The sequence below is a fragment of the Paenibacillus sp. FSL L8-0502 genome, assembly GCF_038593055.1.
GTDB lineage: Bacteria > Bacillota > Bacilli > Paenibacillales > Paenibacillaceae > Paenibacillus > Paenibacillus polymyxa_D.
In genome coordinates this window covers 1391503-1413390 of the sequence record NZ_CP151958.1, presented here as the reverse complement: position 1 = coordinate 1413390, position 21888 = coordinate 1391503, and the positions used below count along the sequence as shown (strand labels likewise).

Here is a 21888-nt window from a genome sequence, read left to right as displayed (position 1 = left end):
ACGAACTAGACCATTTCGATCTATATATTGTTCATTAAAAGCCGCTTATTGGATTTTCACAAAATCCTCTATCGAGTCAGTGCTTTGAAAATCGCCGCTTCAGCCAGAGAAATGGACGTAAAGGGATATACAAAAAATGCAGCTGACGAGGCAATGGAAAAACGCTCGAATCGCCCGTAGAAGGAAACAAACGGCTGATGAGATACCATAGTCTGTGTCTTGGCTCTTTTAAGGAAAGCAAGTAAGTGCGGCTGACCGGCTGATAGACAGCCCTGTTTTTGGTCATGACTTGGCTGGAGGCAGCAGCTGGAGTCATCGGGGCACAACTGGTAGCGGTGCTCATCGGGCTATGATCGTCGTTACTGGCATCTTCCGTGATGCTAGTAACGCCACGGGTGGCAAGCATGGCTGCTTCGCCAGAGGTACTGCATACTGAAGGACCGCCACCTGGAGGGGCGGCCACCGCTTGCTCTGCCAATGCTCTGCTGTGCAGCAGCTCTGATGGAGCAAGCCTACCTGTACCCGACCCGTGGGTGATCAGGTACGGTGCGGGTACGCTGGCCTGCATGAAAGCCAGCGCGCTCAGCGCGAGCCTATGCGCCTGCCGGGTAGCCGATACCGGACGCATCGGCTCCGGTATCGGCGTACCCAACAGCGCAGCGGCGAGTGCCCAAGCCTGCCCGCCAGCAGGCAGGCCCCCGTAGCGGCGCATCATCGGCAGTAGCGCCTCCCAATCGACAGCACATATCGCAAGCCTGTCGATGTCAACCAGCCAGCGCAGCCTGAACCAACCGTGACGCGCACCATGCGCACTCAAGTACAGAAATTGATGCTCGCTGCCAAGCGTATACATACAGGACGTCATCACAGTCCTGTTGTCGGCAGATCCCAACGGTACCTGCCGAATGGCTCCTGCAGCTTTGCCCTTTTTCCGGCAGTTCCACAGCTCGTTAAAAGAGGGTTCCCCACCCCCATCCGGGTGAAGCCGCCAATGCAACTCTATCTCTACCCGTTTTTGCGGATGTAAATAGGATGCATGATGGTCCTTCCATTTCCAACTGCCAAGGACACGCACTTCTCCGCTCTTGGACGAATATCCAGCTTCCTGCATCCAATGCTCAGCCTCATCCATATCGTCAGGGGCAATGAGTAAGTCTATGTCCTTGGAAGTACGCAGAGAAACATCCCCGTATAATTGCTGCGCCAGAGCAGGCCCCTTCAACATAAGCACACGAATTCCATGAGCTATGAGCAGCCTGGTCAGACGCTCGGCTTCTGCTTGAAGATGGAGCATGCGAAGCGTGTTTCGATGATATTGCGCCTGAAGGTTTCGCAACAATTCTGCGGGAATGAATGGATGATTCAATGTTTTTAGCTGGAGATACACCGTAGGTACCACTCGATGGTGCTCGGTCAGACGTAAAAAGCGGACCCAATCCATCTCACGCAGCTGGGTAGCAGCAGTCGTATCCTGCCAATGAATAACGTCCTTCCCCAATAGAGAGAGTAACAACGTTAATTCTTGATCCTCATTCCAATTCGCAAGTTCCAAAACAGACTTGGTGGGCATGCATTCTTCTCCTTCGTGTCTCATCGCATTAAAGTAAAGAACTACTTTTATCTTCCATATTCTTATTTGTATCCATCACAGCACGTCTTCCGAATATCCCCACCACCGTAAATGCTTCCATCTCCCGTTTCCCCGTAACATAAATCGGTCCGCTACGTACCCATGCATGTGCAGCCAAGCGTCCAGCGGCATTTTTGGCTGTACCCAGATACAGCGTGCAGTCCAGTTTCCTGCGCCCCAGCAACGTCATCGCCGCAGCGGCTTGTACAAGACAACTACTACGCCAAGGAGTATAACTGCTTGCCAGCTCTACAGCGTGTGAAATCTGCTGAATGGACTTCTCTTGCCCAACGTCACACTGCCATGGGGTTTCTTCCATACGTATGCCCCAAGCCCTTGAGTAATCCCAAAAAGAACGACGCTGGCGCAGCCTCGCCCATCCCAGCTCCAGCCAGGCTTCCGGCAACAATCTTCTGACTTCTGGAGACAGGAGAAGAAGCCGTTGTATCCGCATGTTATACCGGCTCCCGTAGAAGCTTTAACAGTCCTTCCCGCTCCAACTCAGCCACAAAGGTATGTACCTGCTGTCTGCACTGTTCCTCGTCCACCTCATATTCGTTCGTCAGGACAGTTACGATATCGCCAAGTGAAGGACCGGATTCTGCCAGTTCCCAGATTCGTCCTCCTGTGTAGCCTAAATTGTAATATTTACCAGTGTTAATGCTCATCATCACTTTTTCTCCGTCCATATCACTGACGTAGACCTCTTCATTGTAAATGACGCGATAATGATCCTTAGCTGGATTAGTGGCTGCCATAACTCTTTTCCTCCTTACGAATGAGTTCAAGTACCCGTTGTACAACCTCGGACGCAGTAAAGACGGAACTATCCCTCAGCAAGCGCCAGCCCTCCACTTTCCGAGCCATCCTAGCCGCTGTATCAAACGACCATTCACTCAAACCCATTCGCGGAATAATCACCCTGCGATATGTATGTTGTAGTAATGTATGCAAGCACTCCAGAACGTTCAAGGGCTGTTCCGTAACCGCCACTAGCTCCCCTTCGCGCATCAACGCACGGGTTGGAGAATCTGCCACCAGCTCGAATACGCCCCCTAAGGGCAGCGGATCGTTATAAAAATCATCTACGGCGGGTACGGCATATTTATTCAGCTCACCTGCAAGCGTACGCAGATCTGTGTATTGTGGCATTACAGAATTGTCGTCAGTTAGGGACTGTATGTGCTTTCTTTTGCGTACATGCTTGTTCTCCCGTAAAGCCTCCAGTTGGAGCAAGCTTTCAAGCCCCAGCTTTTGCTGCGGATAAGCTGGATACACAATGGCAGAGGAACCCGTAGCTTTTACAGCAATCACGTCATCACTAACCATCTGATAACCTGCCTGCCTAAAAACAGCAGCCAATGTCGATTTCCCCGTACCCGATTCACCCACAAATGCGTAGGCCCTCCCCCCGATGACGACCGCACTTCCGTGAATAGGTAATATTCGTCTTTGCATCAGCAGAACACCCATGCATGTACCCAGCACAAACAGCCGCACGGTGTCAGGATCAGCCCCAGAGAATATACTTACCTCGATCTCCTTGCCTTCCCTGACGGCATAAATGGCCGTGCCCGGTATTCGGAACATAAATCGCTCATCCAGCATCACAAAATTGGCCTGCTCCAGCTGACCACTCCATGCAGTCAAATCAGCCTGTCGAATGACTACATCCTCTACCACTCCTGGTGCTGCCAGCATTAGCTCAGGCAGATTCAGCTCACTCGCAATCCTGAGTCCAAAGGCTGTATATTTCGTCCAACTGACATTTGCACTCCTGTCATGCACGTAGGACTCACTCCTCTGTCTTTAAAAATCCCGTCTTTATTTCTTGGGCAACACCTCTAACCCGAAAGAAATAAAGACGGCTGTGTATTGAATACGAGTCCAATGGATCATGCTATTTTCGTTCATTCAATCGTTATCGGCCCAGTTGTCTGGCTTCCAGTCCAACATTGGCTGCATGTATAACATGTATAACCATCTATTAGCTTGGATTATAGATATCGGCATCGTGGTCGGACACCCAATCAATCTGTCTCCAGCCTTTACCCGCCATGGTCTGGCTAATATCCAGCACCTCTATCGTCGGTTCCTGCCATTCTTTTTTACTCATTTCATCACCTCCCCTCCAACGAATGGCGAACTGTCTGACCGGACAGATTCGATCAGTTGAATCTACAGAGAAAACGGTACACAATCAGGCTATGCATGAGTAGTCTTATATTCGGATCAGACGCCTGCTCAGGGCCGGGGTGGTGAAGTTTTGCCATAGCCGTCTTAATAAACTCAATATTGAGATATTCGGCGGCTCGTAAATCATGACACATCAGTTGAAGCTCCCCCATAAACGTATCCCAACAAGGAAGCATACGATGTAGCCAATCTGCAGGCTGCACGCCGCGTACCCGCTGGTTCAACCGAACATCATCAGGTAGATGATCACGCATGGCCGTACGAATGAGGGCACGGTCCCGACCGTTTTGTACATACTGCTCAAAAGGCACCGATAAGCAAAAGCGAATTACCCGGCTGTCCCCGGTCGGATCACGTTCCCATAGGCCGTAACGTAGTGAAAGTTTGGTCGCGACCACACCATTTTTGTTGGCAATCGCCAAATTTGAGAACTTCTCTTTTCTCGTCTGATCGGCATTTTTCATCCAACCTGTTCCGCTCAATACAGGAATATCTTCTACATTCATCCGTTGGGCAAACTCTGGGTGAATCAGTGAAGGAACGGGACTGCGATGGCCACGCCGCAGCCATAAACGAGGTTCAAGTGAAGTCGCTTTCTTCAACATCACGGGGAGTAGATGAGACATACGCCTGCCCGTAAGCTTGCTGTACCGCCTCAATCCCTGAAAGGATTGCAACCAGTGCAAATGACGAAACTGACGGGCATAATAGTCCAGTGCAGGGCCCCACGATACGGAAAAATTGCCTCGTGCCCCGGTCAACAGTACACCGACATTGTGTTCCTGCGCTTTTTCATAAAAACCTCTGATCCAGAAGGAGTTTTCAAAATATTTGTAGGGAGCCTCCATCAAATCCAGCCAAATATCAATTTCTGAAAACGGACTTTTTCCCTCAAAATCCATATAGTTCTCGTGAATGTTGCCCACATAGCGAGCCGTAGAATGAATGTAGCTTCGTTCGTTCGCCAGCAATGTAGGCGGTGTCCAGTCTGTAAAATCTTGAACAGGCACATAGCTGTAGGCATGTAGCGGCTTTTGTTGCAAGTGCAGCGCTGGCGCGGCAAAGCTGGCAACCGCTCCGGAATCCAGCCCTCCGCTCAAGGCAGCCCCTACAGCGCGATGCGTCCGTAATCGGGCAGTGACCGCCTGTGTGAACACCTCGTGGAAAGCTTCTATGTACTCACCTCCTGTTTTGAGCCGCAGTGGCTCTACCTCATCCAGGCATGCATATTTATGAAGGGTTCGCTTCCCCTCCTCCATAGTGAACCAATGTGCAGGAGGAAGCTGGTTGATATGCTTGTAGGCGGTCGTCCCGATATCGACGGATTCCTGCATGGTGCGGATGGACAAAAATTCGGCCAGCCACGGTTCATGCAGTTCTTTTCGCAGAGAGGACAGGGCCAAAAGCGGAGCGACTACCGTGCTAAACGCGAATCCTCGGTCATGTTGGTAGATGTACAGCGTACGATGGCCTGTCATATCTCGAGCACCATATAATCGATGTTCCTTGGCATCCCAAATGACAAAGGCAAAATCACCTATCAGATAACTGGCTGCCTCCACTCCCCATTTGTCATATGCCAGCAAAATCAGCTCGCTGTCCGTGATATCTTGCCGCCGTTCCTGCTCAACTCCCAGCCGTTCAAACAGCTCGGAACGATTGTCAATAAGCGCATCCGCCGTGATTGCCAAATCTCTTAGCTCATCATAAAAGGGAAGACGCTCATGAACAGATTCCGGGGTCACATACTGGGCATGACAACCCAAAAAAATAGAGCCTTCACACCAAGCGCATACGCGGTCAGCGGGATATTTCCGCAGGGCCTGCATCATTTTCCCGCCTTCTTCGGTGCATACAGACTCATGCCCAAAGCTATAGATTCCGGCAATCGCACTCACGTTCTTCCCCCTTTTTCTTTTCCTATACTTGATAATGCTACAGACGCCAAGTACCTGAGTTTACGGGCCAAGAGGCTGCGAGATCGGAGACCTTGATGTGGGCGTTGATAGCTTTGAAGCTGAGCGATAAGACGGTTCCGCTCCTCATAGCTATGTGCCAATCTGTTTTCCAGTGATTGGATCCGTCGATCGTTCACGCTCTGGTCCACATGCATCCTTGCGGGATCTTGGGGTGGAGTATGATGGATTGCATTTGTCATGAGTTCTCTGTTATCTGTATCCTGTTCTTCCAGCATCCGATAAGCTTCCTTCCATTCAAAGCCGCTTTGCTGGAGGAATTGTTGTGTACGTCGACTCAGCAGCTCCATATCTGGCTCATCTTCAAAGCGAACTCCAGTCATCTGTTCAGCCTGCTCCAGCGCTTCCGCGTAACCAAGTTGCTTAAACATGCGGGACCCAATGCTTCTGCAATACAGCTCAATTTCCCTTTTACTCAACACATGTTGCCAGCTATGTACCGAATCCTGATGCGCCTGTTCATGCTCTCCTACGAATGGATCGCCCGCTCCCATACTATAAAAAAGACTGGATTTGGGCGTATCCGCGAAATCTCCGTACTTTTCCATCCCCGCTTCATAATGGATTCCCAAAAAACTGCACAGTTTCTCGATCTCCATCGTTGGATTGGATACGAGTTGTTCATACCTAAGCGGGTATGCAAGTGGATGAGGTGTAGCAAAATAATGAGTATAACGGAACAAACCAACCGTAATATCCGTCATTTTCATATTAAAATGCGGACTCCCCAGTTCCTCCAGTAGTTGAAAACGTCCGTTCCGTAGCTGATTGACCTTTTTGAATGAGGCCACAATGGCCAAAGGGTTTCGGATAAGCCACAACCTGCGGGCAGCAGGGAATAAACGGTCTATAAATTCCAGCACCGTATAGTAACGCGGGGATTTGTCGATAAGCATATCTGCTGTTGTACCTTGAAGCAAACCATTATATATTTCAAGTGCATACGAACGGGAGGCCTGCTCCAATACGTCGGAGGGGACCATACCTTTAAAAAATTGCCGGAGTATCCCTGTTCCTCCATATGGACGTGCATGTGACTGCGGAAGATCATATAAACTGAGCAGAAACCACATTTCCTGCGTGGCAAACAGGCGGGAATGGTTTTGCAAAATGGCGGTAAGCAACGAGCTTCCACTCCGAGGGACACTTAACAGGAATACCAGCCCTCCGCCTTGCTTTTCAATCAAGCAAACTCCTCCTCTACCTCTGCTCAAGACACTTTAATAGATACATATCGTATTTTTATTATAAATTTATGATACATAATGTATCTTGTCAATCCTTTTGATGGATAAATTCAGCACTTCACGTTCATGTTAAACCCTATGTAGATCTAAAAGCTTAACAATCAGCCTGTAAATAAAGATTTTGCTGCATATTAGCCAAAGGAGGATAGCACTATGGGACAAGCTGTTAAAGGTACTATTACCATTGAAGGTCATGAAATTCCTATCACCAACCCGGATAAACCGTTGTGGCCTGAAGCAGGCGTGACTAAGGCGCTGTATCTTCGCAAGCTCGCGGTATTGGCTCCCTTCCTGCTCAAATATTGTCATCATCGTCTGCTGACCGTCATCCGCTGGCCACATGGGATTCACGGTGATTTTTTTTATCAGAAAAATGCCCCACGTCCTCGGCCGGACTATATTGAAACCGCCCTGCATGATGGCATTGAATATATCGTGCTCGGCAAATTGCCACAACTCCTCTGGCTTGGTAATCAAGCTGCGTTGGAATTCCACCCCTCTCTGCACGAAGCGGGAAACAAGCTGCCCTGTGAATGGATGATTGACCTTGATCCATCCAGAGAGGTGGAGCCACGTATTATGGAGGCAGCCTCTATTGTCGGTGAAGTACTGGCTTCGCTTGGTTTGGACTCCGTCCCCAAAACATCCGGGGCCACAGGTGTACAAATTATCGTTCCGATCCGTACAGGCATAACCTTCGACGAACTTCGCAGCATCGGGCTATTAGTCGGACAGTTTGTGACAGAAAAGCACCCGCATCTGTTCACACTCGAAAGGTTAAAGAAGGATCGTGGAACAGCCATCTATTTTGATTATTTGCAGCATTATCAGGGGAAAACTCTGGCCGCTCCTTATACCCCGCGGGCACGTCCCGGCGCTACGGTCTCCACTCCGCTAACATGGGAAGAGGTACGGCAAGATGTATCACCACTTGACTACCATTTGCTGAATATTGAGGAACGACTAAATCGGGTAGGCGACTTGATCGACAAGGTTCCTCCCCAACCTGTAGAAGACGTCCTCAAGCATATGCGCACCAAGGCACACCGAACCTGATCCATGCTTGGAAGAATAAAAAAGGGGACGAACCCCACAGCCATTAGGCTGAGAAATTGTCCCCTTGCGCTAGTGTATTCCTTTTTTCTTAAAGCGTCCGCCCTTCACATCGTGAATGTTACCGATCGCAACGAAAGCGTGCGGGTCCCAATCTTCAACGATGCTCTTCAGCTTCGCTTCCTCCAGTCGGGTGATGACGACGAAAATCACTTTCTTGCTTTCGCCTGTAAAGCCACCTTCACCTTCCAGATAAGTTACGCCCCGTCCAAGACGATCCGTCAGGGCATCCCCGATATCACGGTATTTGTCACTAATAATCCAGACCGATTTGGACTGATCCAGACCTTCAATCGTAATATCAATCATTTTCATGGCGATATAATAAGCAATCATGGAATACAGGGCATTTGGCCAACCGAACACAAAACCTGCACTTCCCAGAATGAATATGTTAACGAACAGTACGATCTCACCGACCGAAAAAGGAGTCTTTTCACTGACGAGAATAGCTACGATCTCTGTTCCATCCAGCGAACCGCCGGACCGAATCACAAGACCCACCCCAACACCGAGAATGACGCCCCCAAAAATAGCGCCGAGCAGCGGTTCACCAGGAGTCAACGCACTTACATTGTGAAGTAACGCGGTTCCAATGGACATAACGACGATACCGAATAATGTGGATAAAGCGAAGGTTTTACCAATTTGTTTGTAGCCGATAAGTAAAAATGGAAGGTTCAACAGGGTCAGGAAAATACCGAGCGGATAGCCAGTAATCTTGGAGGCCATAATGGAAATACCTGTAACGCCTCCGTCAATAACGCCGTTAGGAACCAGAAATATTTCCAATCCCACTGCCATCAGAGCTGCACCAACTACAATCATGGCTGCACGCTGAAACAGGCGTTTTACTTTGTTCTTCGGATTAGCTGGAATTTTGCTGATCTTGGTCAACTCTCCGGTCACATCTGTAATCTCAGATAAACTTTGGACTTCCTTGCTCACTACACTCATATATAAATCCCCCCGTTACAGTATGATATATTGGACAAAAAAGGGGCTGCTATCCGCAGTCCCCTATTCTTTACCGCGCTATTTATATAAATAGTATATCACAAAACTGTGATTTCGCGCAAAAAAGTTAGCAAAGAGCACATAAATCACAATAAAGCGGGATTATAGCGATAAAAACGGCGAAAATCGCCTTTATAGGAGTGGAGAGAGCATGCGAGTTAGAATTTCAGCTGTTTTCTGAGATCTAGGCCGTCTGCGGAACACGTTTAAATCTATGCGTGAGGAGTTGGAAATGTCCTCTACAAAATCTGCCGAAAGCCGTTCCAGCGCTGAATTAGCAAAAACTACAGCGGTCAACTCAAAATTATAGAAAAAGCTGCGCATGTCCATATTGGCGGTCCCGACCGAGCCGAGTAAATCATCGACAATCACCACTTTGGCATGAATAAATCCTTTTCGATATTGGTAGAACTCCACCCCTGCCTCCAGCAGTTCTTGTACATAGGACAGAGACGCCAAATGAACTAACTTCGAATCGGACTGGTAGGGAATAATAATTTTCACATCTACGCCACTGACTGCCGCCAGCTTAAGCGCCTCATAAATCCCCGGATCGGGAATAAAATACGGCGTTGTAATCCAAATCCGCTTTTTGGCAACCGTGAGTGCCCCAAAACACATTTCCTGAATCGTATCCCATACCTGATCGGGACCGCTACTCAAAATTTGTACTTCCTCATCCCCGGTGCAGGTATGCGGGGGAAATAAATTCACATCCATCAGTCTCTCCCCTGAGGCCAGCTTCCAGTCACTAAGAAACGCATTTTGCAGAAAATAGACGCTATCTCCTTCAATCTGCAAATGCGTATCCCTCCAAAATCCCACTTTGGGGTATTTTCCGAGATAATCGTCGCCTACATTAATCCCCCCCACAAATCCGATCATGCCGTCTACCACCACGATTTTTCTGTGATTACGATAGTTAATCCGGCGGTCCAGCGTGGCGAAAAACGGAGGTAGAAAATAATGAAATTCCACTCCCGCCTCACTACAGGTGCGAATAAAGGAATAGGGCAAATTGTAGCTCCCCACACCGTCTACAACGAATCGTACTTTTACTCCCTCACGTGCCTTGCGGATCATGACCTCTTGAAACTTTCTTCCGATTTCGTCGGCCCGAAATATGTAAAACTCCACATGGATATGATGTTGCGCATGTTCCATCGCTGCCAGCATGGCCTCGAAGGCTTCTTCACCGTTCGTCAGCACACGTGTGCGGTTACATCCAGTCAACGGGTTTTCCGACATACGAATTAACTGGTTAAACAGGCGCTCCTGATGTTTGAAATGAGGATTATGCATTTGCTCCACATGTTCAATGACCTTGGATTGCGCCCATAGACGCTCGCGGAATTCACGAAACAGCTGCGATCCCCCTTTTCGAACCACTTTACGCTTCTGATAATCCTGTGCAACAAAGTAGTACACGACAAAGCCAATGAGCGGGAAGCAAAACAAAATAAAAAGCCAGGCTACCGCTTTGGACGGCTTGCGAAATTCAAAGAGCAGGATCGTCCCGGTCTGAAAAATAAAAACAATTAAAACCAACAGCAACCACAGCATGTCTAAGCCTCCTTATATATCTCAGGATTTTGCAAAATCCTCATCTACGTTTTATACTAAGCTCCAATTTTTTTGACATGTTTGCCTCTTAAGCTGAATAGATAGTAACCAAGCACTATAGGAGCGATGTCCGGAAAGGAGCGATTATGAAAAAAGGAAGCCTAAATCGCCGGATGACCCTGCTTGTTATTCGGGATGCACAGCAACCGCCCAAGCAGCTACAATGCTCTACAGCCGCTGTCATTCTCGTCCCGACTCTTGTGATCGCGTCTATCTCTACGCTCGTGATCGGGCTGCAAATCCGTTCTTCCCATATTATTTCCCAAATGGAAACGAATCTTGCTGTCCAGAGTTTGCAGATGGAGGTCACGGTAGCGGACAAGGATGCAGCCATTGGGCGACTACGGCAGGAAGTCATGGAGCTGACAAATCAAGCCACCCATATTCGTGAACGCCTTCAGCGCGTAACAGAGCTGGAACAGCAAATGCAACAATTCATTCGTAAACACGGAAACTCATCTGCCACAAGTAACCATAAAAAAAACATGACTCCGCTCTCCTGGGATGCTTCCGGCCATATTGGGGGTGAGCTGATCGCAGTACATGAAAATACTGCCTTCCTAACTCGCCAGGCAATGGATGATTTTCAGGAGATCGAATCTCTGTTGGACACGGTGGAACGTACGGTTCCTCGCTCTATTCAGCAAGCAAATGCCGTCCAGCAAAATCTGGAGCGCAAACAAGCCGCACAGTTACTCCAGACTCGTAGGCTGGCTCTTGCCGTGCAAGGGAAACCCTCCGTTTGGCCTGTAGGTTCACGGCGAATGACCTCCAGCTTCGGCTATCGCAGCGACCCTTTTACGGGTAGATCTGCCTTTCATTCAGGCGTGGACATTGCCGGACAAACCGGTGATCCTGTCTATGCAGCAGGAGCAGGCACCGTCTTGGAGGCTGCTTCTAGTGGAGCCCGCGGCAAGTGCATCATCATCCAGCATCCTGACGGACTCCAGAGCTGGTATATGCACCTGAGCGGCATGCAGGTGGCTCCAGGAGATCGTGTCCACAAAGGACAGACCATCGGTCTGCTGGGAAGTACCGGGAGAAGCACAGGACCTCATCTTCATTTTCAGATCGTCAAGCATAACCAACCTGTCGATCCATTACTGTATGTACAATGAGGATTTTGCAAAATTTTCACAATAAAAGATTGGGGGAAAACCATCATGTTTAAGGAATCCAAAAAAAAGCTCTCCACCCCAGCTATGGATACACTGCTCGCTAATGGCACCAGCTTTGAAGGTACAGTTGAGGCAGAGGCCAATATTCGGATTGACGGTCATTTTCAGGGCGATATCCGCAGCACTCGTACTGTCGTCATTGGAGAATCTGCTGTTGTACGTTCGGACATCTTCGCACAAGACGTCATCCTTGCCGGTAAGGTGTTCGGCAGCATTACTACAGAAGGACGACTGACCATTACGCCGACAGGTGAGCTGTACGGAAATACCGCGACCGCTGCATTGGTCATTTCTGAAGGCGGTGTACTGGACGGCACAAGTCAAATGAACCGAACAAAGGATGTAGAGTTGTCAACTTCTACGGATGAGCCAAACGACGAAACCCAATCTAGTTTCAGCAAAGACAGGGAGGACAGCCAAGCCGCTCTGCAATCCGAAGCAGGGTAAAGTCAGTATATACTCCTTTAAATCCAGTGCATTCTCCATTCATTCCATAATATCCTCCACTCTGCGTTCCAAAAATAATTGGTATACCTTGCGTATGACGATTTTTCCGCACATATACAATGGAATCACCAAAATGATACCCAGAATCCCGAGCAGGTCGCCACCAACTAACAGTAAAATAACGACAGTCAACGGATGAATATCCAGCTGTTTACCAAAAACTATAGGTGACAGCCAATTATCCTGAATTTGCTGTGCAGCAATCACCACGACCAGCGACCAGAGCGCCATCGAAGGTGATTCGAGAAATCCAATAATAACCACGGGTATAGAAGCGGCCACTGCCCCCACATAGGGAATAAAATTAAGGAAAATCGAAATAACGGCGAGCAGCAAGGCATAAGGCAAACCAATAATCAAAAATCCAAGGAACATCATCACACCCAACGCGACATTGATCAGCACCCGACTGACGATAAAGCTGCTGAGTGCACTATCGATATCTTCCATAACCTCCAATGCGTCCTTGTGATATTTTTTAGGAAAGAAGTTTAGCATTTTAGGGCCAAACTTGCTCCCTTCCTTCAGCATGTAATAGAGCAATATGGGAAAGGTAGCCAATACGATAAAAAAGTAGGACACGAACGATACCAGCTTTACCGAATAATCAGATAGCGTCGAAAAGGCTTCGTTCAACGTATCTGACAGTTGTGACAGCGGGTCTTCACCCGGAGGCAGCACTTGTCTCAAGGATTGATTATGCCGCCATTGGCTCAATTGATCAACCAGACTTTTAATGAGCTTCGGCGCATTTTCAAATAAATTGGTTACTTGATCACGCAGCGTAGGCCACACACCCCATGAGAAAACAAACAATAACACTCCAATGACCAAATAAATCAGCAAGATGGAGATCGATCGTTTGATTTTTCTCCGTTCCATTACATCCACAATCGGCCTCAATAAATAATAGAGGAAAAAAGATAGCATTAACGGTACCACCAGCAAGCTGACCAAGGATACGAGAGGACTAAATATAAAACTTACTTTGGTGCCCAAGTAAATGATGAGTAATAGCATGACGATACCTGTAGTTACACGAAAAAAACGATTATTTTGCAGCATACCATGCGGCCCCCTCTGTTCTATTTCTCTCTACCTCTTTAAACGCAAAATGACCCTATTGATTGATTCTTGCTGAAAATAGATTACAATATACCCCTGCACGCAGAATATGTAACAAAAATGACATAGATACTGGATAAAACAGTGTTAAATGAGGATTTTGCAAAATCCTGAAATAATAAAAGGACGTCCAAATGCTGAGCATTTGAACGTCCTTTGTGTAACTCTAAGACACTGCGATTTAGGTTGAAACATCCCGTTTTACGAAAACCACCCAGGCAATGGCGATAAAAATTACATAATAAGCGGCCAGCACGGTGAGCGAAAAGGTTAGACTGGAACTTACCGTACCCGGCGGCATATCTAGATATTTTTTCAGATCCATATGCGTAAATAGTACGTATTTGGTCCATTCAAAACGATCTGTGCTGAACAAGCCAATAGAGTTATAGATTGTTTTGGTGAACATCATGAACAGCGACAGCCCAATCGCCAAGGCACTGGAACGGAAAACAGCGGACAGCATAAAAGCAAAGGCCATCGTCACGAACAAGGCAATATAGCTATACAAGAAGTTCAACGTTACGTAAGATATCGGATCACTGAACAGCGGAACAGAACCCGCTGGTGCATCCTTGGATAACATCAGCCATGAGGACAGCGTAACCATCAAGATCAAAATGATCGTTCCGAGCAAACTGAACAAAATCACGGATATATACTTGGACAACAATATTTTGCTGCGAGTCCAAGGTCGGATGAGCAGCAGCTTAATCGTTCCCCAAGTAAATTCACCAGCCACCGAATCAGCAGCTACAATGACCGTAAACGTCGTATTGAGGAAAAACGTAAACAACGTCGTCAACGCAATCCCATCCCACACACTGACCTGATCGGAAACCAGGGAGATCAGCATCGGAATCGCAGCAGTGATGACCGCCAGCAATCCCAGCATAATCCATGTGCGCACACGCAGGTAAATTTTCAGATTTTCGTTATGTACCAGTTTGAAGAAATCACCCAATGAACCCGCCTCCCGTCACTTCCAAAAATTGATCTTCCAGCGTACGGGCAACCGGGCGAATCGCATATACTTTAATTCCGTTTGCAGCCAGCAGGCTGTTCATCTCTGCGATCTGTTCCCGCTCCAGGTGAAGCAGCAGTTGATTACCTTCAACGCGTCCTGCTCCAGCAAGCGCATAGGCTTGTTCGGCATCATTTACCTCAAAAGCAATTTCCGCCGTCTGCACTTCCTCCCCTGTATTCTTCAGTTGCTTGATATCAACCAGCCGTCCGCTCTGAATAATGGCTACACGGTCGCACATCAGCTCCATCTCGGACAACAAATGACTTGATACGAATACGGTAATTCCCTCCGTACGGGTCAACTGACGCAAATAATCCCGCAGTTCACGAATACCCTGCGGGTCCAAACCATTGGTCGGCTCGTCCAGCACAAGCAGCTTCGGTCGATGCAAAATCGCCTGAGCTACCCCAAGTCGCTGCCGCATCCCGAGCGAATAGGTTTTTACTTTATCGTGAATCCGGTTTCCGAGTCCCACCAAACGAATCGCTTCATCCACGCGTTCTTGGGTCACCCCAGGAGACATCCGCGCAAAATGCTGCAAATTTTGATAGCCTGTCAAAAACTTGTACATCTCCGGGTTCTCAACAATCGCGCCGACATGGGAAACGGCCTTTTCAAAATCGGTGTTAATGCTGTCTCCACAAATATGAATATCGCCCTTGCTGATCGAAATCAGGCCAACCATCATACGGATGGTTGTCGTTTTTCCCGCACCATTGGGTCCAAGGAAACCAAATACCTGCCCCGCCGGAACCTCCAGCGTCAGATCATCCACGATCGCTTTGGAGGAAATGATTTTACTCACACCCTCCATACGTATGACGGGAACCTGTCCTGTCGCTTGCTGCATGCTATGAAACTCCTTCCATCCGGAGTGAAGCTGTTATCCATTTACTGTACATTTCCGGTTTTGGAAGTATTGTACCATATTTAACCTTTTAGAAACACCTCGCAACCTCTATTCCTTGTCCTTGTATATCCAAAGCACCCGCCATTTCTCATCTTCCTGCGTCACATAACAAGGCTGTACGATATCAAAATTACCGAATCGGGTCTTGTAATGCTGAGTGACCGTAATACGGTAAACTTTCCCTAACTCTTCTCCATTCTGATCCGTACGAATGTCATATTCAGTCTGCGGCTCCCCCAGTTCAAACGTGAACGTATCCGTCCCCATATCCTGCATAAAAACGTGCGCACGCTGCTGTACATACGTAGATTTCTCGAATTTCTTTTTTATTTGCGAATGAAAAAGCTCCCATGAACCTCCGAAATTTCCCGATTGCTCCATCGTGTAGAACTCGTTCAGTGCTTCTACCGCTTGATCGCCATCGCCTGTAGACATGACCCCACGCAGACCCAGCCACAGCAGCCATAACAATCCACATATAATGGCAAAATATAATAGCTTACGGACGAACGCCGAAGCCGCTCTCCTTCTAAACAGCACACATTGCCCCTCCCTCTGTTGGACTATACCGAATTCTCTACAGATGTATGTGGGACAAGCCTTTTTTAGAAGACTTTAGAAGAAAATAACGGGTGATCTCCCCATAGGGCACCCGCCTGCGTAAGTCTGCCTAAGGTAATATGGCAGTGGTAAGCAAATGCTTCTCCATCACTCCATGGATACGCTGGCGTTCCTGCTCATCCACAATGTAATAATACACACCGTTGATTTTACGCCCATGTCCCTTCAGTTCAACGGTATCCGTCTGCTTGAGGGACGGACCGATCCGGGTCAGGAAAGTGGTCATATCGTCAAAGGTAATATCTGTGCGAATCTGCTCCCCCGCTGCTTCCAGTATCGGTTTTACCCTCAACAGCCCTTCCTTGCTGATGGACTGGGCAAGAATTTGCTTGAGTAGCTCCCGCTGGCGGGCATTTCTTCCGAGATCCCCACGTGGATCATCGAATCGCATACGGGCGTAGGCCAACGCCTCAGCCCCGTTCAAGTTCAAATTACCCTGTGCAAAATGATAGCCCTCATATTGAAAATCTAGTGGATTATGAACCTCGACTCCCCCCATAAGGTCCACCATTTTCGCAAACCCTTCCATGTTCATCTGTACATAGTAATCTATCGGATGGTTCAAAAAATGCTCTACCGTACGAATCGACATATCCACCCCCCCAAAAGCAAAAGCGTGATTGATTTTGTCCTCACGCCCTCTGCCGATCAACTCTGTTCGCGTATCACGCGGAATGTTGAACATCAACATAGAGCCTTCGGCAGGGTTAACAGACAAGACGATCATCGTATCCGATCGTCCTGGATCGTGAGGCCGCCGATCTACGCCCAGTACCAGCACGGTGAACGGCTTGAACTGGGAGATGGCTGCCGGATTGGGTGTACTTGATCCAGAGTCTGTATCTATGGATCGCCCTGCTCCGCCCGTTGCAAGGGTAGAAACCGCCCCAGGCTGAAACATGCTACGCGGATGATACATCGCATTCGCTGCTGTTTTAAAGGAATGATACACATAAGCGGTGTAGGCAGTAGCCCCTATGACCAATAACGCCGCAGCCCCCAATGTTATCTTCAGCCACCGTTTCATATGCAGCCTCCCCTTTACGGATTTACTACAGACTGATGACGATCTACATCCAGATTGTTCATCTGTGGCCTACCGACAGAATAGTATGCAAAGACGGATTGTCTGATTTGCTCCTCGCTATACACATTGCGTCCATCGATCATAATAGGATACTTCATAAGCTCATTCAGCTCACCCAGCCCGATTTCACCAAACTCCTCCCATTCCGTCAATAGACACAGTGCGTCGCATCCCTCTGCTGCTTCCCGTGCGCTATCTGCCCACGTTACTTCCGAGCTGTCCAGCAGTCTGCGGAAGTTAGCGGTAGCGATCGGGTCATATGCACGGATTTGCGCCCCTGCCTCCAGCAGCGACTGCATAATATCCAGCGCCGGGGCATCTCTTACGTCATCTGTATTCGGTTTAAAGGCCAGTCCCCATATACCAATCGTTGCTCCTTCCAGATCACCCAGCGCCTCTTTCAGCTTACGAATCACGTTAAAGCGTTGACCCTGATTCACTTCCACCACAGATTTCAGCAGCTTGAATTCATAGTCCACGTTGCCTGCAATTTGGATTAGAGCTTGTGTATCCTTTGGGAAACAGGAACCCCCATAGCCGATACCTGCAGACAAAAAGGAGGAGCCGATCCGCTGATCCAGCCCCATACCGTGTGCCACACGTGTAACGTCTGCGCCCACCTTTTCGCAAATATTTGCAATCTCATTAATAAACGAAATTTTGGTCGCCAAAAAAGCATTCGACGCATACTTGATCATCTCCGCCGAACGGATATCTGTGGTTACGATATTTGTCGTCAGCGGCTCGTGCAGTGTAGTGAGCACTGCGGACACATGCGGATCGGAAGCCCCGATGATGATTCGATCTGGCTGTAAGGTGTCTAGGACTGCTGAACCTTCGCGTAAAAATTCAGGAACCGAAGCCACACCAAACGGATAGTTTGTGCGGCTCGCAATCCAGTTTTGAATACGTTCGTTCGTTCCGACAGGCACCGTGCTTTTGGTGACAATTACTTTGTAGCCATTCATGGCGTCTGCCACCTCGCAAGCGGCTTCTTCAATATAGGACAGGTTCGCTTCCCCGCCCGGCAGTGAAGGCGTGCCGACCGCCAAAATAACAATTTCAGCTGCCTCCACCGAAGCAGCCGTATCTGTTGTAAAGCTTAGTCGGCCTTGTTCTACATTATCTTTAATTAGAGCCTTTAATCCCGGTTCATAAATCGGCACCCCACCTGCACGTAGCTGAAGAATTTTGTCCTCATTCTGATCTACACAGACGACGGTATTCCCGAGTGCGGCAAAACAGACCCCCGACACCAGCCCGACATACCCTGCACCCATTACACATAACTTCAAAGCAACTCCCCCTTTTACATGCTGTCTCATTGCATCCTGCTTTTACCGACTTCACTTGTCTATATCTCTTCCTGCAAGCCGATTTTGATAAAGCGTAAGCCGTTTGTTTTGCCGATAAGATTTTAGAAAACGGTATACATACATCGGATTGTTATAGGCATACCTCTTCCATAATCGCTTCGGTTCACAGATCAGACGGTACAGCCACTCCAGCCCCAGCTTTTGTATCGCTATTGGCGGTCTACGAACCTTTCCAGTGATATAGTCAAAGGCCGCCCCTACTCCAATCATCACGCCATGAATGCGGTCTTTGTTTCGATGCATCCATATTTCCTGCTTCGGGCAGCCTAAGCTGACGAATATGATATGCGCCCCGGACGCATTGATTTCATCAATGATCCGCTCCTCCTCATCTGGGTGAAGCTCACGAAATGGCGGTGAAAAGCTGCCCGCGATGCGGATCCCGGGGTAATCCTGTCTTACTCTTTCTTTTAAGCTATCCAGCGTATCCGGCGTACTGCCGTAAAAATACATACTCACCTTCGTCTGTGGCGCACGTTCGCACAACTTGAGCATCAGACTGGGACCATCTACCCGATCCTGATGCTCAAATCCGTACAGCTTGAGCGCCCATACCAACGGCATACCGTCCGGAGTACACAGATCTGCTTGAGTGAGCGCTTCGTGGAACTCGGAATGATTCCCGGCTGTGACAATGGAATGCGTGTTGCAAATACAAACATAGCCGTCCTTTCGTTCGACTGCCCATTGTTCCAGCATGTGTACCGTCTCCTGAAACGTAAGTGCTGCAATATCTGCATCCGCAATCCTTCCGACTCTATATTGGGGCAGCTGCTTCATAATCATGCTCCTCCATCGCCTCGCTATATATCGCCATCAGCTGCTTCACATTCACTTCTTCCGTATAGCGTGCAGCGTAGTTTTCCGACACCTTCTGTCTCATAACTGCATAGTTTTCATAGGCTACTGCACAGCGAATCACGGTCTTTATATTCTCCAAATCATCATGTTGAAAATGGAAACCCGTCACCCCGTCCTCCACGACTTCCTCCAGTGCACCGAGCCGGCTGCATAATACCGGAGTTCCAACAGAAAAAGACTCTACAATGGTCATGGGAAATCCTTCATACCAAATGGAAGGCACCATGACATACATGGCCCGGCTCATGCAATCCAGTACCGTGTCTCCATCCTGCTTACCGAGAAACCGAACATCTTCCTGTGGATAAGCAGCGGTCAATTCAGCCTTTTCCGGACCATCTCCAATGATGACCAGTCTCAATCCCCCCCGATCTTCCAACTGTGACCAAGCTTGCAGCAGATTGCGAACCCCTTTTTCAGCTGAAATCCGTCCCACGAACAATAAATAACGATCATTCGGGTCATATTGGGTTTTCATGGTTTTATGATGGACAAAATTTGGCTTTACCGCGATACGATCCAGTGGAATACCGCTTTCGGCAAATTTGTCCCGTGCAAACTCTGTCAGCGCGATATAGCGACTTACCTTGTGCTGCCATGTGCCGATCAGATCGTTGAACTTAATCATCGCCGCTACCGGAATCGTCTGAAGCTGTGAACCTCGATAGCATCCATGACGGATGGAATGCAGCAGCGTGCCGTGCAGACATTTTTCACAAACCTTATTCCCTCGCATAAAGGTTGCCGCCGGACAAATCAGCCTGTAATTATGCAGTGTCTGGACAACCGGAATCCCCAGCCGTTCACAAGCATGATAGACCGAAGGGGATATAACCGGAAAAAAATTATGCACATGTACCACATCTGGCTTCACCTGTAAAAGCAGCTTCTTGATTCTTTTGAATTCCGGCAGAGACCATGCCGCCTCTACCGCCAGCTTTGCCATGTTCGCTAGCCCTCTGCTTTGAATGCTGTCGTTGTGCACATAGTAATGCTCTGTCTCTATTCCTCTGGAACGCAGCATAGCTGATTCTTGCTCGACAACCTTGTCTTCTCCCCCGCTTTGCTGATAAAAGTTATGGATGATCAGCACCTTGCTCACAGGAGGGCTCATCTGTCTGCTGACCTGTTGTCTCACGTGGTTGCCCCTCTTTCCTGCGTTGATTGCATAGCGTGGTTCGAACTTCTGGGCTTGATCCCTTGATGGCTTACGATTTCATCCGCAATGCGATCCCACGACATACGCTCGACCGTAAGGAAGGCCTTCTCCGCCATACTTCGTCTCAGCTCAGCATTATCCAGCAAATCGTCTATTCGACCAGACCATTCCTCTTCTGAAAAGCTTCTCAGCATCACTCCGCTCACTCCGTCCTCAATCAAGGTAACCGAGCCCCCGTTTACCGAAGAGATAATCGGAACGCGAAACAGCATGCTTTCCAGCAGCACCATACCAAAAATATCGTATTGGGTCGGAAACAGCATCACATCCGCCGCTCCGTAAACTTGCCACAGATGACGTTGCTCCACTCTTGAAAAATGTATAATACTGTCCGTTATTCCCAGTTCATGAGCATATGTCCAATAGCGGTCTGTGTCCGTCTTCCGTCCATCCCCGACCATTAACAAAAGACAGCTAGGATGCTTTTGGAGTACCCTTTTGAACGTACTCAGCATAAAACGTATATTTCTCCGTTCCTCCAGTACACCAACATACAAAAGCACCGGACGATCTCCGATTCGACGTAGCTCATTCGCGACCTCACGGTTTTCCTCACGCTCTCCGCTTATGTTGTCACTTTTATTACTGGTGTCACTGTCGGATGCTCTCTCTACTTTACTGCGATCCAATCCGACTCCAATCGTAACCACGTTGTCAAAACCTTTATTCTCCAAATAGCGCTTGGCAAGATCGGATTTGACATAGGTACGGCGTAGAGATTTTGCTACCTTCGGCAGCAGCATAATATCGTACAGTTTGCGGATCAGCGCGTGCGTGTTATCTCGGTATGGGCCGTGATACAACGCCAGCTTATCAGGACATTTGCGGGAAAGCAGATAGGTCATGATCTGGTTGTATTCTGTAGTAATGACCAGACTATAAGCATCCAGAAAAGAATCTTTGAGAACATCTCTGTAGATGCTGTTGCTTAGGAACTTAAACCCGTGGAGCCAGATAATACGCAAGGTGCATCCTTCGTGACGGTAGACCTGTTCCAGATGGGTTTCCTTACGATCGTTGTAGTAAACAATGTCGCAATCATAGCCTTTTCGAACGAGTGCTTTGCCCAAACCGACTTCCTGTAAATTGTATGAGTCCCCGTTCACCTTGCTGGCAAAATTGCGGAGATACAATATTTTTCGAATCATCATCAGGGCTCCTGCCATTTCATATTG

At 48.4% G+C, this 21888-nt stretch carries 21 protein-coding genes; 3 read left to right on the top strand and 18 right to left on the bottom strand.

Going from position 1 to position 21888, the window contains the following annotated elements; genetic code table 11:
- Positions 1-76 precede the first annotated feature (76 nt).
- From NSQ57_RS06295 to NSQ57_RS06265, 7 genes are all read right to left on the bottom strand, one after another.
- A complete protein-coding gene (locus NSQ57_RS06295; RefSeq protein ID WP_342425795.1) occupies positions 77-1570 on the bottom strand; it encodes a nucleotidyltransferase family protein in 1494 nt (497 codons plus the stop codon).
- A 28-nt stretch (positions 1571-1598) separates the two neighbouring features.
- On the bottom strand, positions 1599-2084 hold the full coding sequence (locus NSQ57_RS06290; RefSeq protein WP_029516230.1) for a lasso peptide biosynthesis B2 protein: 486 nt from the start codon (positions 2082-2084) through the stop codon (positions 1599-1601).
- A 1-nt stretch (position 2085) separates the two neighbouring features.
- Positions 2086-2388 carry a lasso peptide biosynthesis PqqD family chaperone gene (locus NSQ57_RS06285; protein WP_029516229.1) on the bottom strand — a complete coding sequence of 101 codons (303 nt, stop codon included), beginning with the start codon at positions 2386-2388 and terminating at the stop codon, positions 2086-2088.
- On the bottom strand, positions 2375-3418 hold the full coding sequence (locus tag NSQ57_RS06280; RefSeq protein ID WP_029516228.1) for a serine kinase: 1044 nt from the start codon (positions 3416-3418) through the stop codon (positions 2375-2377). Before NSQ57_RS06280 ends, NSQ57_RS06285 begins: the two co-directional genes overlap by 14 nt.
- 199 nt (positions 3419-3617) lie before the next feature.
- Positions 3618-3746, bottom strand: coding sequence for a paeninodin family lasso peptide (locus NSQ57_RS06275; protein WP_134902123.1), 129 nt, complete (start codon positions 3744-3746; stop codon positions 3618-3620).
- A 52-nt stretch (positions 3747-3798) separates the two neighbouring features.
- Positions 3799-5724 (bottom strand): asparagine synthase-related protein, encoded by a 1926-nt coding sequence (locus tag NSQ57_RS06270; protein WP_342425794.1) that lies wholly within the window; start codon positions 5722-5724, stop codon positions 3799-3801.
- Positions 5721-6989, bottom strand: a complete 1269-nt coding sequence (locus NSQ57_RS06265) for a sulfotransferase (protein WP_342425793.1) — start codon at positions 6987-6989, stop codon at positions 5721-5723. The genes NSQ57_RS06270 and NSQ57_RS06265 overlap by 4 nt, the downstream gene beginning before the upstream one ends.
- 213 nt (positions 6990-7202) lie before the next feature.
- On the opposite strand from NSQ57_RS06265, the gene ligD reads away from it, so the two are divergent.
- On the top strand, positions 7203-8105 hold the full coding sequence (gene ligD, locus NSQ57_RS06260; RefSeq protein ID WP_165144687.1) for a non-homologous end-joining DNA ligase: 903 nt from the start codon (positions 7203-7205) through the stop codon (positions 8103-8105).
- A gap of 69 nt (positions 8106-8174) precedes the next feature.
- Here ligD and NSQ57_RS06255 read toward each other — a convergent pair whose 3' ends face one another.
- Positions 8175-9119 carry a YitT family protein gene (locus NSQ57_RS06255; RefSeq protein WP_029516224.1) on the bottom strand — a complete coding sequence of 315 codons (945 nt, stop codon included), beginning with the start codon at positions 9117-9119 and terminating at the stop codon, positions 8175-8177.
- A gap of 192 nt (positions 9120-9311) precedes the next feature.
- Positions 9312-10742, bottom strand: coding sequence for a cardiolipin synthase (gene cls / locus NSQ57_RS06250; protein WP_342425792.1), 1431 nt, complete (start codon positions 10740-10742; stop codon positions 9312-9314).
- Between the two features lie 146 nt (positions 10743-10888).
- Between cls and NSQ57_RS06245 the strand changes: the two genes are divergently transcribed.
- Together NSQ57_RS06245 and NSQ57_RS06240 are read left to right on the top strand one after the other, a co-directional pair.
- On the top strand, positions 10889-11920 hold the full coding sequence (locus NSQ57_RS06245) for a M23 family metallopeptidase (protein WP_165144681.1): 1032 nt from the start codon (positions 10889-10891) through the stop codon (positions 11918-11920).
- 45 nt (positions 11921-11965) lie between these two features.
- A complete protein-coding gene (locus NSQ57_RS06240) occupies positions 11966-12427 on the top strand; it encodes a polymer-forming cytoskeletal protein (RefSeq protein WP_318626969.1) in 462 nt (153 codons plus the stop codon).
- Positions 12428-12466: 39 nt separating this feature from the next.
- Here the strand turns inward: NSQ57_RS06240 and NSQ57_RS06235 are convergent, their stop codons facing one another.
- From NSQ57_RS06235 to NSQ57_RS06195, 9 genes are all read right to left on the bottom strand, one after another.
- A complete protein-coding gene (locus NSQ57_RS06235) occupies positions 12467-13552 on the bottom strand; it encodes an AI-2E family transporter (protein ID WP_029516220.1) in 1086 nt (361 codons plus the stop codon).
- Positions 13553-13793: 241 nt separating this feature from the next.
- A complete protein-coding gene (locus tag NSQ57_RS06230) occupies positions 13794-14576 on the bottom strand; it encodes an ABC transporter permease subunit (RefSeq protein WP_029516219.1) in 783 nt (260 codons plus the stop codon).
- Positions 14569-15489 (bottom strand): ABC transporter ATP-binding protein, encoded by a 921-nt coding sequence (locus tag NSQ57_RS06225; protein ID WP_029516218.1) that lies wholly within the window; start codon positions 15487-15489, stop codon positions 14569-14571. The genes NSQ57_RS06230 and NSQ57_RS06225 overlap by 8 nt, the downstream gene beginning before the upstream one ends.
- Before the next feature lie 108 nt (positions 15490-15597).
- On the bottom strand, positions 15598-16089 hold the full coding sequence (locus tag NSQ57_RS06220; RefSeq protein WP_342425791.1) for a hypothetical protein: 492 nt from the start codon (positions 16087-16089) through the stop codon (positions 15598-15600).
- A 130-nt stretch (positions 16090-16219) separates the two neighbouring features.
- Positions 16220-17197, bottom strand: a complete 978-nt coding sequence (locus NSQ57_RS06215) for an LCP family protein (RefSeq protein ID WP_342425790.1) — start codon at positions 17195-17197, stop codon at positions 16220-16222.
- A 14-nt stretch (positions 17198-17211) separates the two neighbouring features.
- Positions 17212-18552: a UDP-glucose/GDP-mannose dehydrogenase family protein gene (locus NSQ57_RS06210; protein ID WP_342425789.1), complete on the bottom strand. Its 1341-nt coding sequence runs from the start codon at positions 18550-18552 to the stop codon at positions 17212-17214.
- Between the two features lie 51 nt (positions 18553-18603).
- Entirely contained in the window at positions 18604-19413 is an 810-nt protein-coding gene (locus tag NSQ57_RS06205) for a WecB/TagA/CpsF family glycosyltransferase (RefSeq protein WP_342425788.1), read from the bottom strand.
- Positions 19391-20632: a glycosyltransferase family 4 protein gene (locus NSQ57_RS06200; RefSeq protein WP_342425787.1), complete on the bottom strand. Its 1242-nt coding sequence runs from the start codon at positions 20630-20632 to the stop codon at positions 19391-19393. Before NSQ57_RS06200 ends, NSQ57_RS06205 begins: the two co-directional genes overlap by 23 nt.
- The gene (locus NSQ57_RS06195; protein ID WP_029516212.1) at positions 20629-21861 is read right to left on the bottom strand and encodes a glycosyltransferase family 4 protein; all 1233 of its coding nucleotides are present in this window, start codon (positions 21859-21861) and stop codon (positions 20629-20631) included. The genes NSQ57_RS06200 and NSQ57_RS06195 overlap by 4 nt, the downstream gene beginning before the upstream one ends.
- Positions 21862-21888: the final 27 nt, after the last annotated feature.

Bases quoted from the DNA above. Each gene is read 5' to 3' on its own strand.
- NSQ57_RS06205 (WP_342425788.1), bottom strand. From the start codon at position 19,413: ATGAAGCAGCTGCCCCAATATAGAGTCGGAAGGATTGCGGATGCAGAT.
- NSQ57_RS06195 (WP_029516212.1), bottom strand. From the start codon at position 21,861: ATGATTCGAAAAATATTGTATCTCCGCAATTTTGCCAGCAAGGTGAAC.
- NSQ57_RS06245 (WP_165144681.1), top strand. From the start codon at position 10,889: ATGAAAAAAGGAAGCCTAAATCGCCGGATGACCCTGCTTGTTATTCGG.
- NSQ57_RS06240 (WP_318626969.1), top strand. From the start codon at position 11,966: ATGTTTAAGGAATCCAAAAAAAAGCTCTCCACCCCAGCTATGGATACA.
- NSQ57_RS06255 (WP_029516224.1), bottom strand. From the start codon at position 9,119: ATGAGTGTAGTGAGCAAGGAAGTCCAAAGTTTATCTGAGATTACAGAT.
- NSQ57_RS06215 (WP_342425790.1), bottom strand. From the start codon at position 17,197: ATGAAACGGTGGCTGAAGATAACATTGGGGGCTGCGGCGTTATTGGTC.
- NSQ57_RS06285 (WP_029516229.1), bottom strand. From the start codon at position 2,388: ATGGCAGCCACTAATCCAGCTAAGGATCATTATCGCGTCATTTACAAT.
- NSQ57_RS06295 (WP_342425795.1), bottom strand. From the start codon at position 1,570: ATGCCCACCAAGTCTGTTTTGGAACTTGCGAATTGGAATGAGGATCAA.
- ligD (WP_165144687.1), top strand. From the start codon at position 7,203: ATGGGACAAGCTGTTAAAGGTACTATTACCATTGAAGGTCATGAAATT.
- NSQ57_RS06275 (WP_134902123.1), bottom strand. From the start codon at position 3,746: ATGAGTAAAAAAGAATGGCAGGAACCGACGATAGAGGTGCTGGATATT.
- NSQ57_RS06225 (WP_029516218.1), bottom strand. From the start codon at position 15,489: ATGCAGCAAGCGACAGGACAGGTTCCCGTCATACGTATGGAGGGTGTG.
- NSQ57_RS06290 (WP_029516230.1), bottom strand. From the start codon at position 2,084: ATGCGGATACAACGGCTTCTTCTCCTGTCTCCAGAAGTCAGAAGATTG.
- cls (WP_342425792.1), bottom strand. From the start codon at position 10,742: ATGCTGTGGTTGCTGTTGGTTTTAATTGTTTTTATTTTTCAGACCGGG.
- NSQ57_RS06235 (WP_029516220.1), bottom strand. From the start codon at position 13,552: ATGCTGCAAAATAATCGTTTTTTTCGTGTAACTACAGGTATCGTCATG.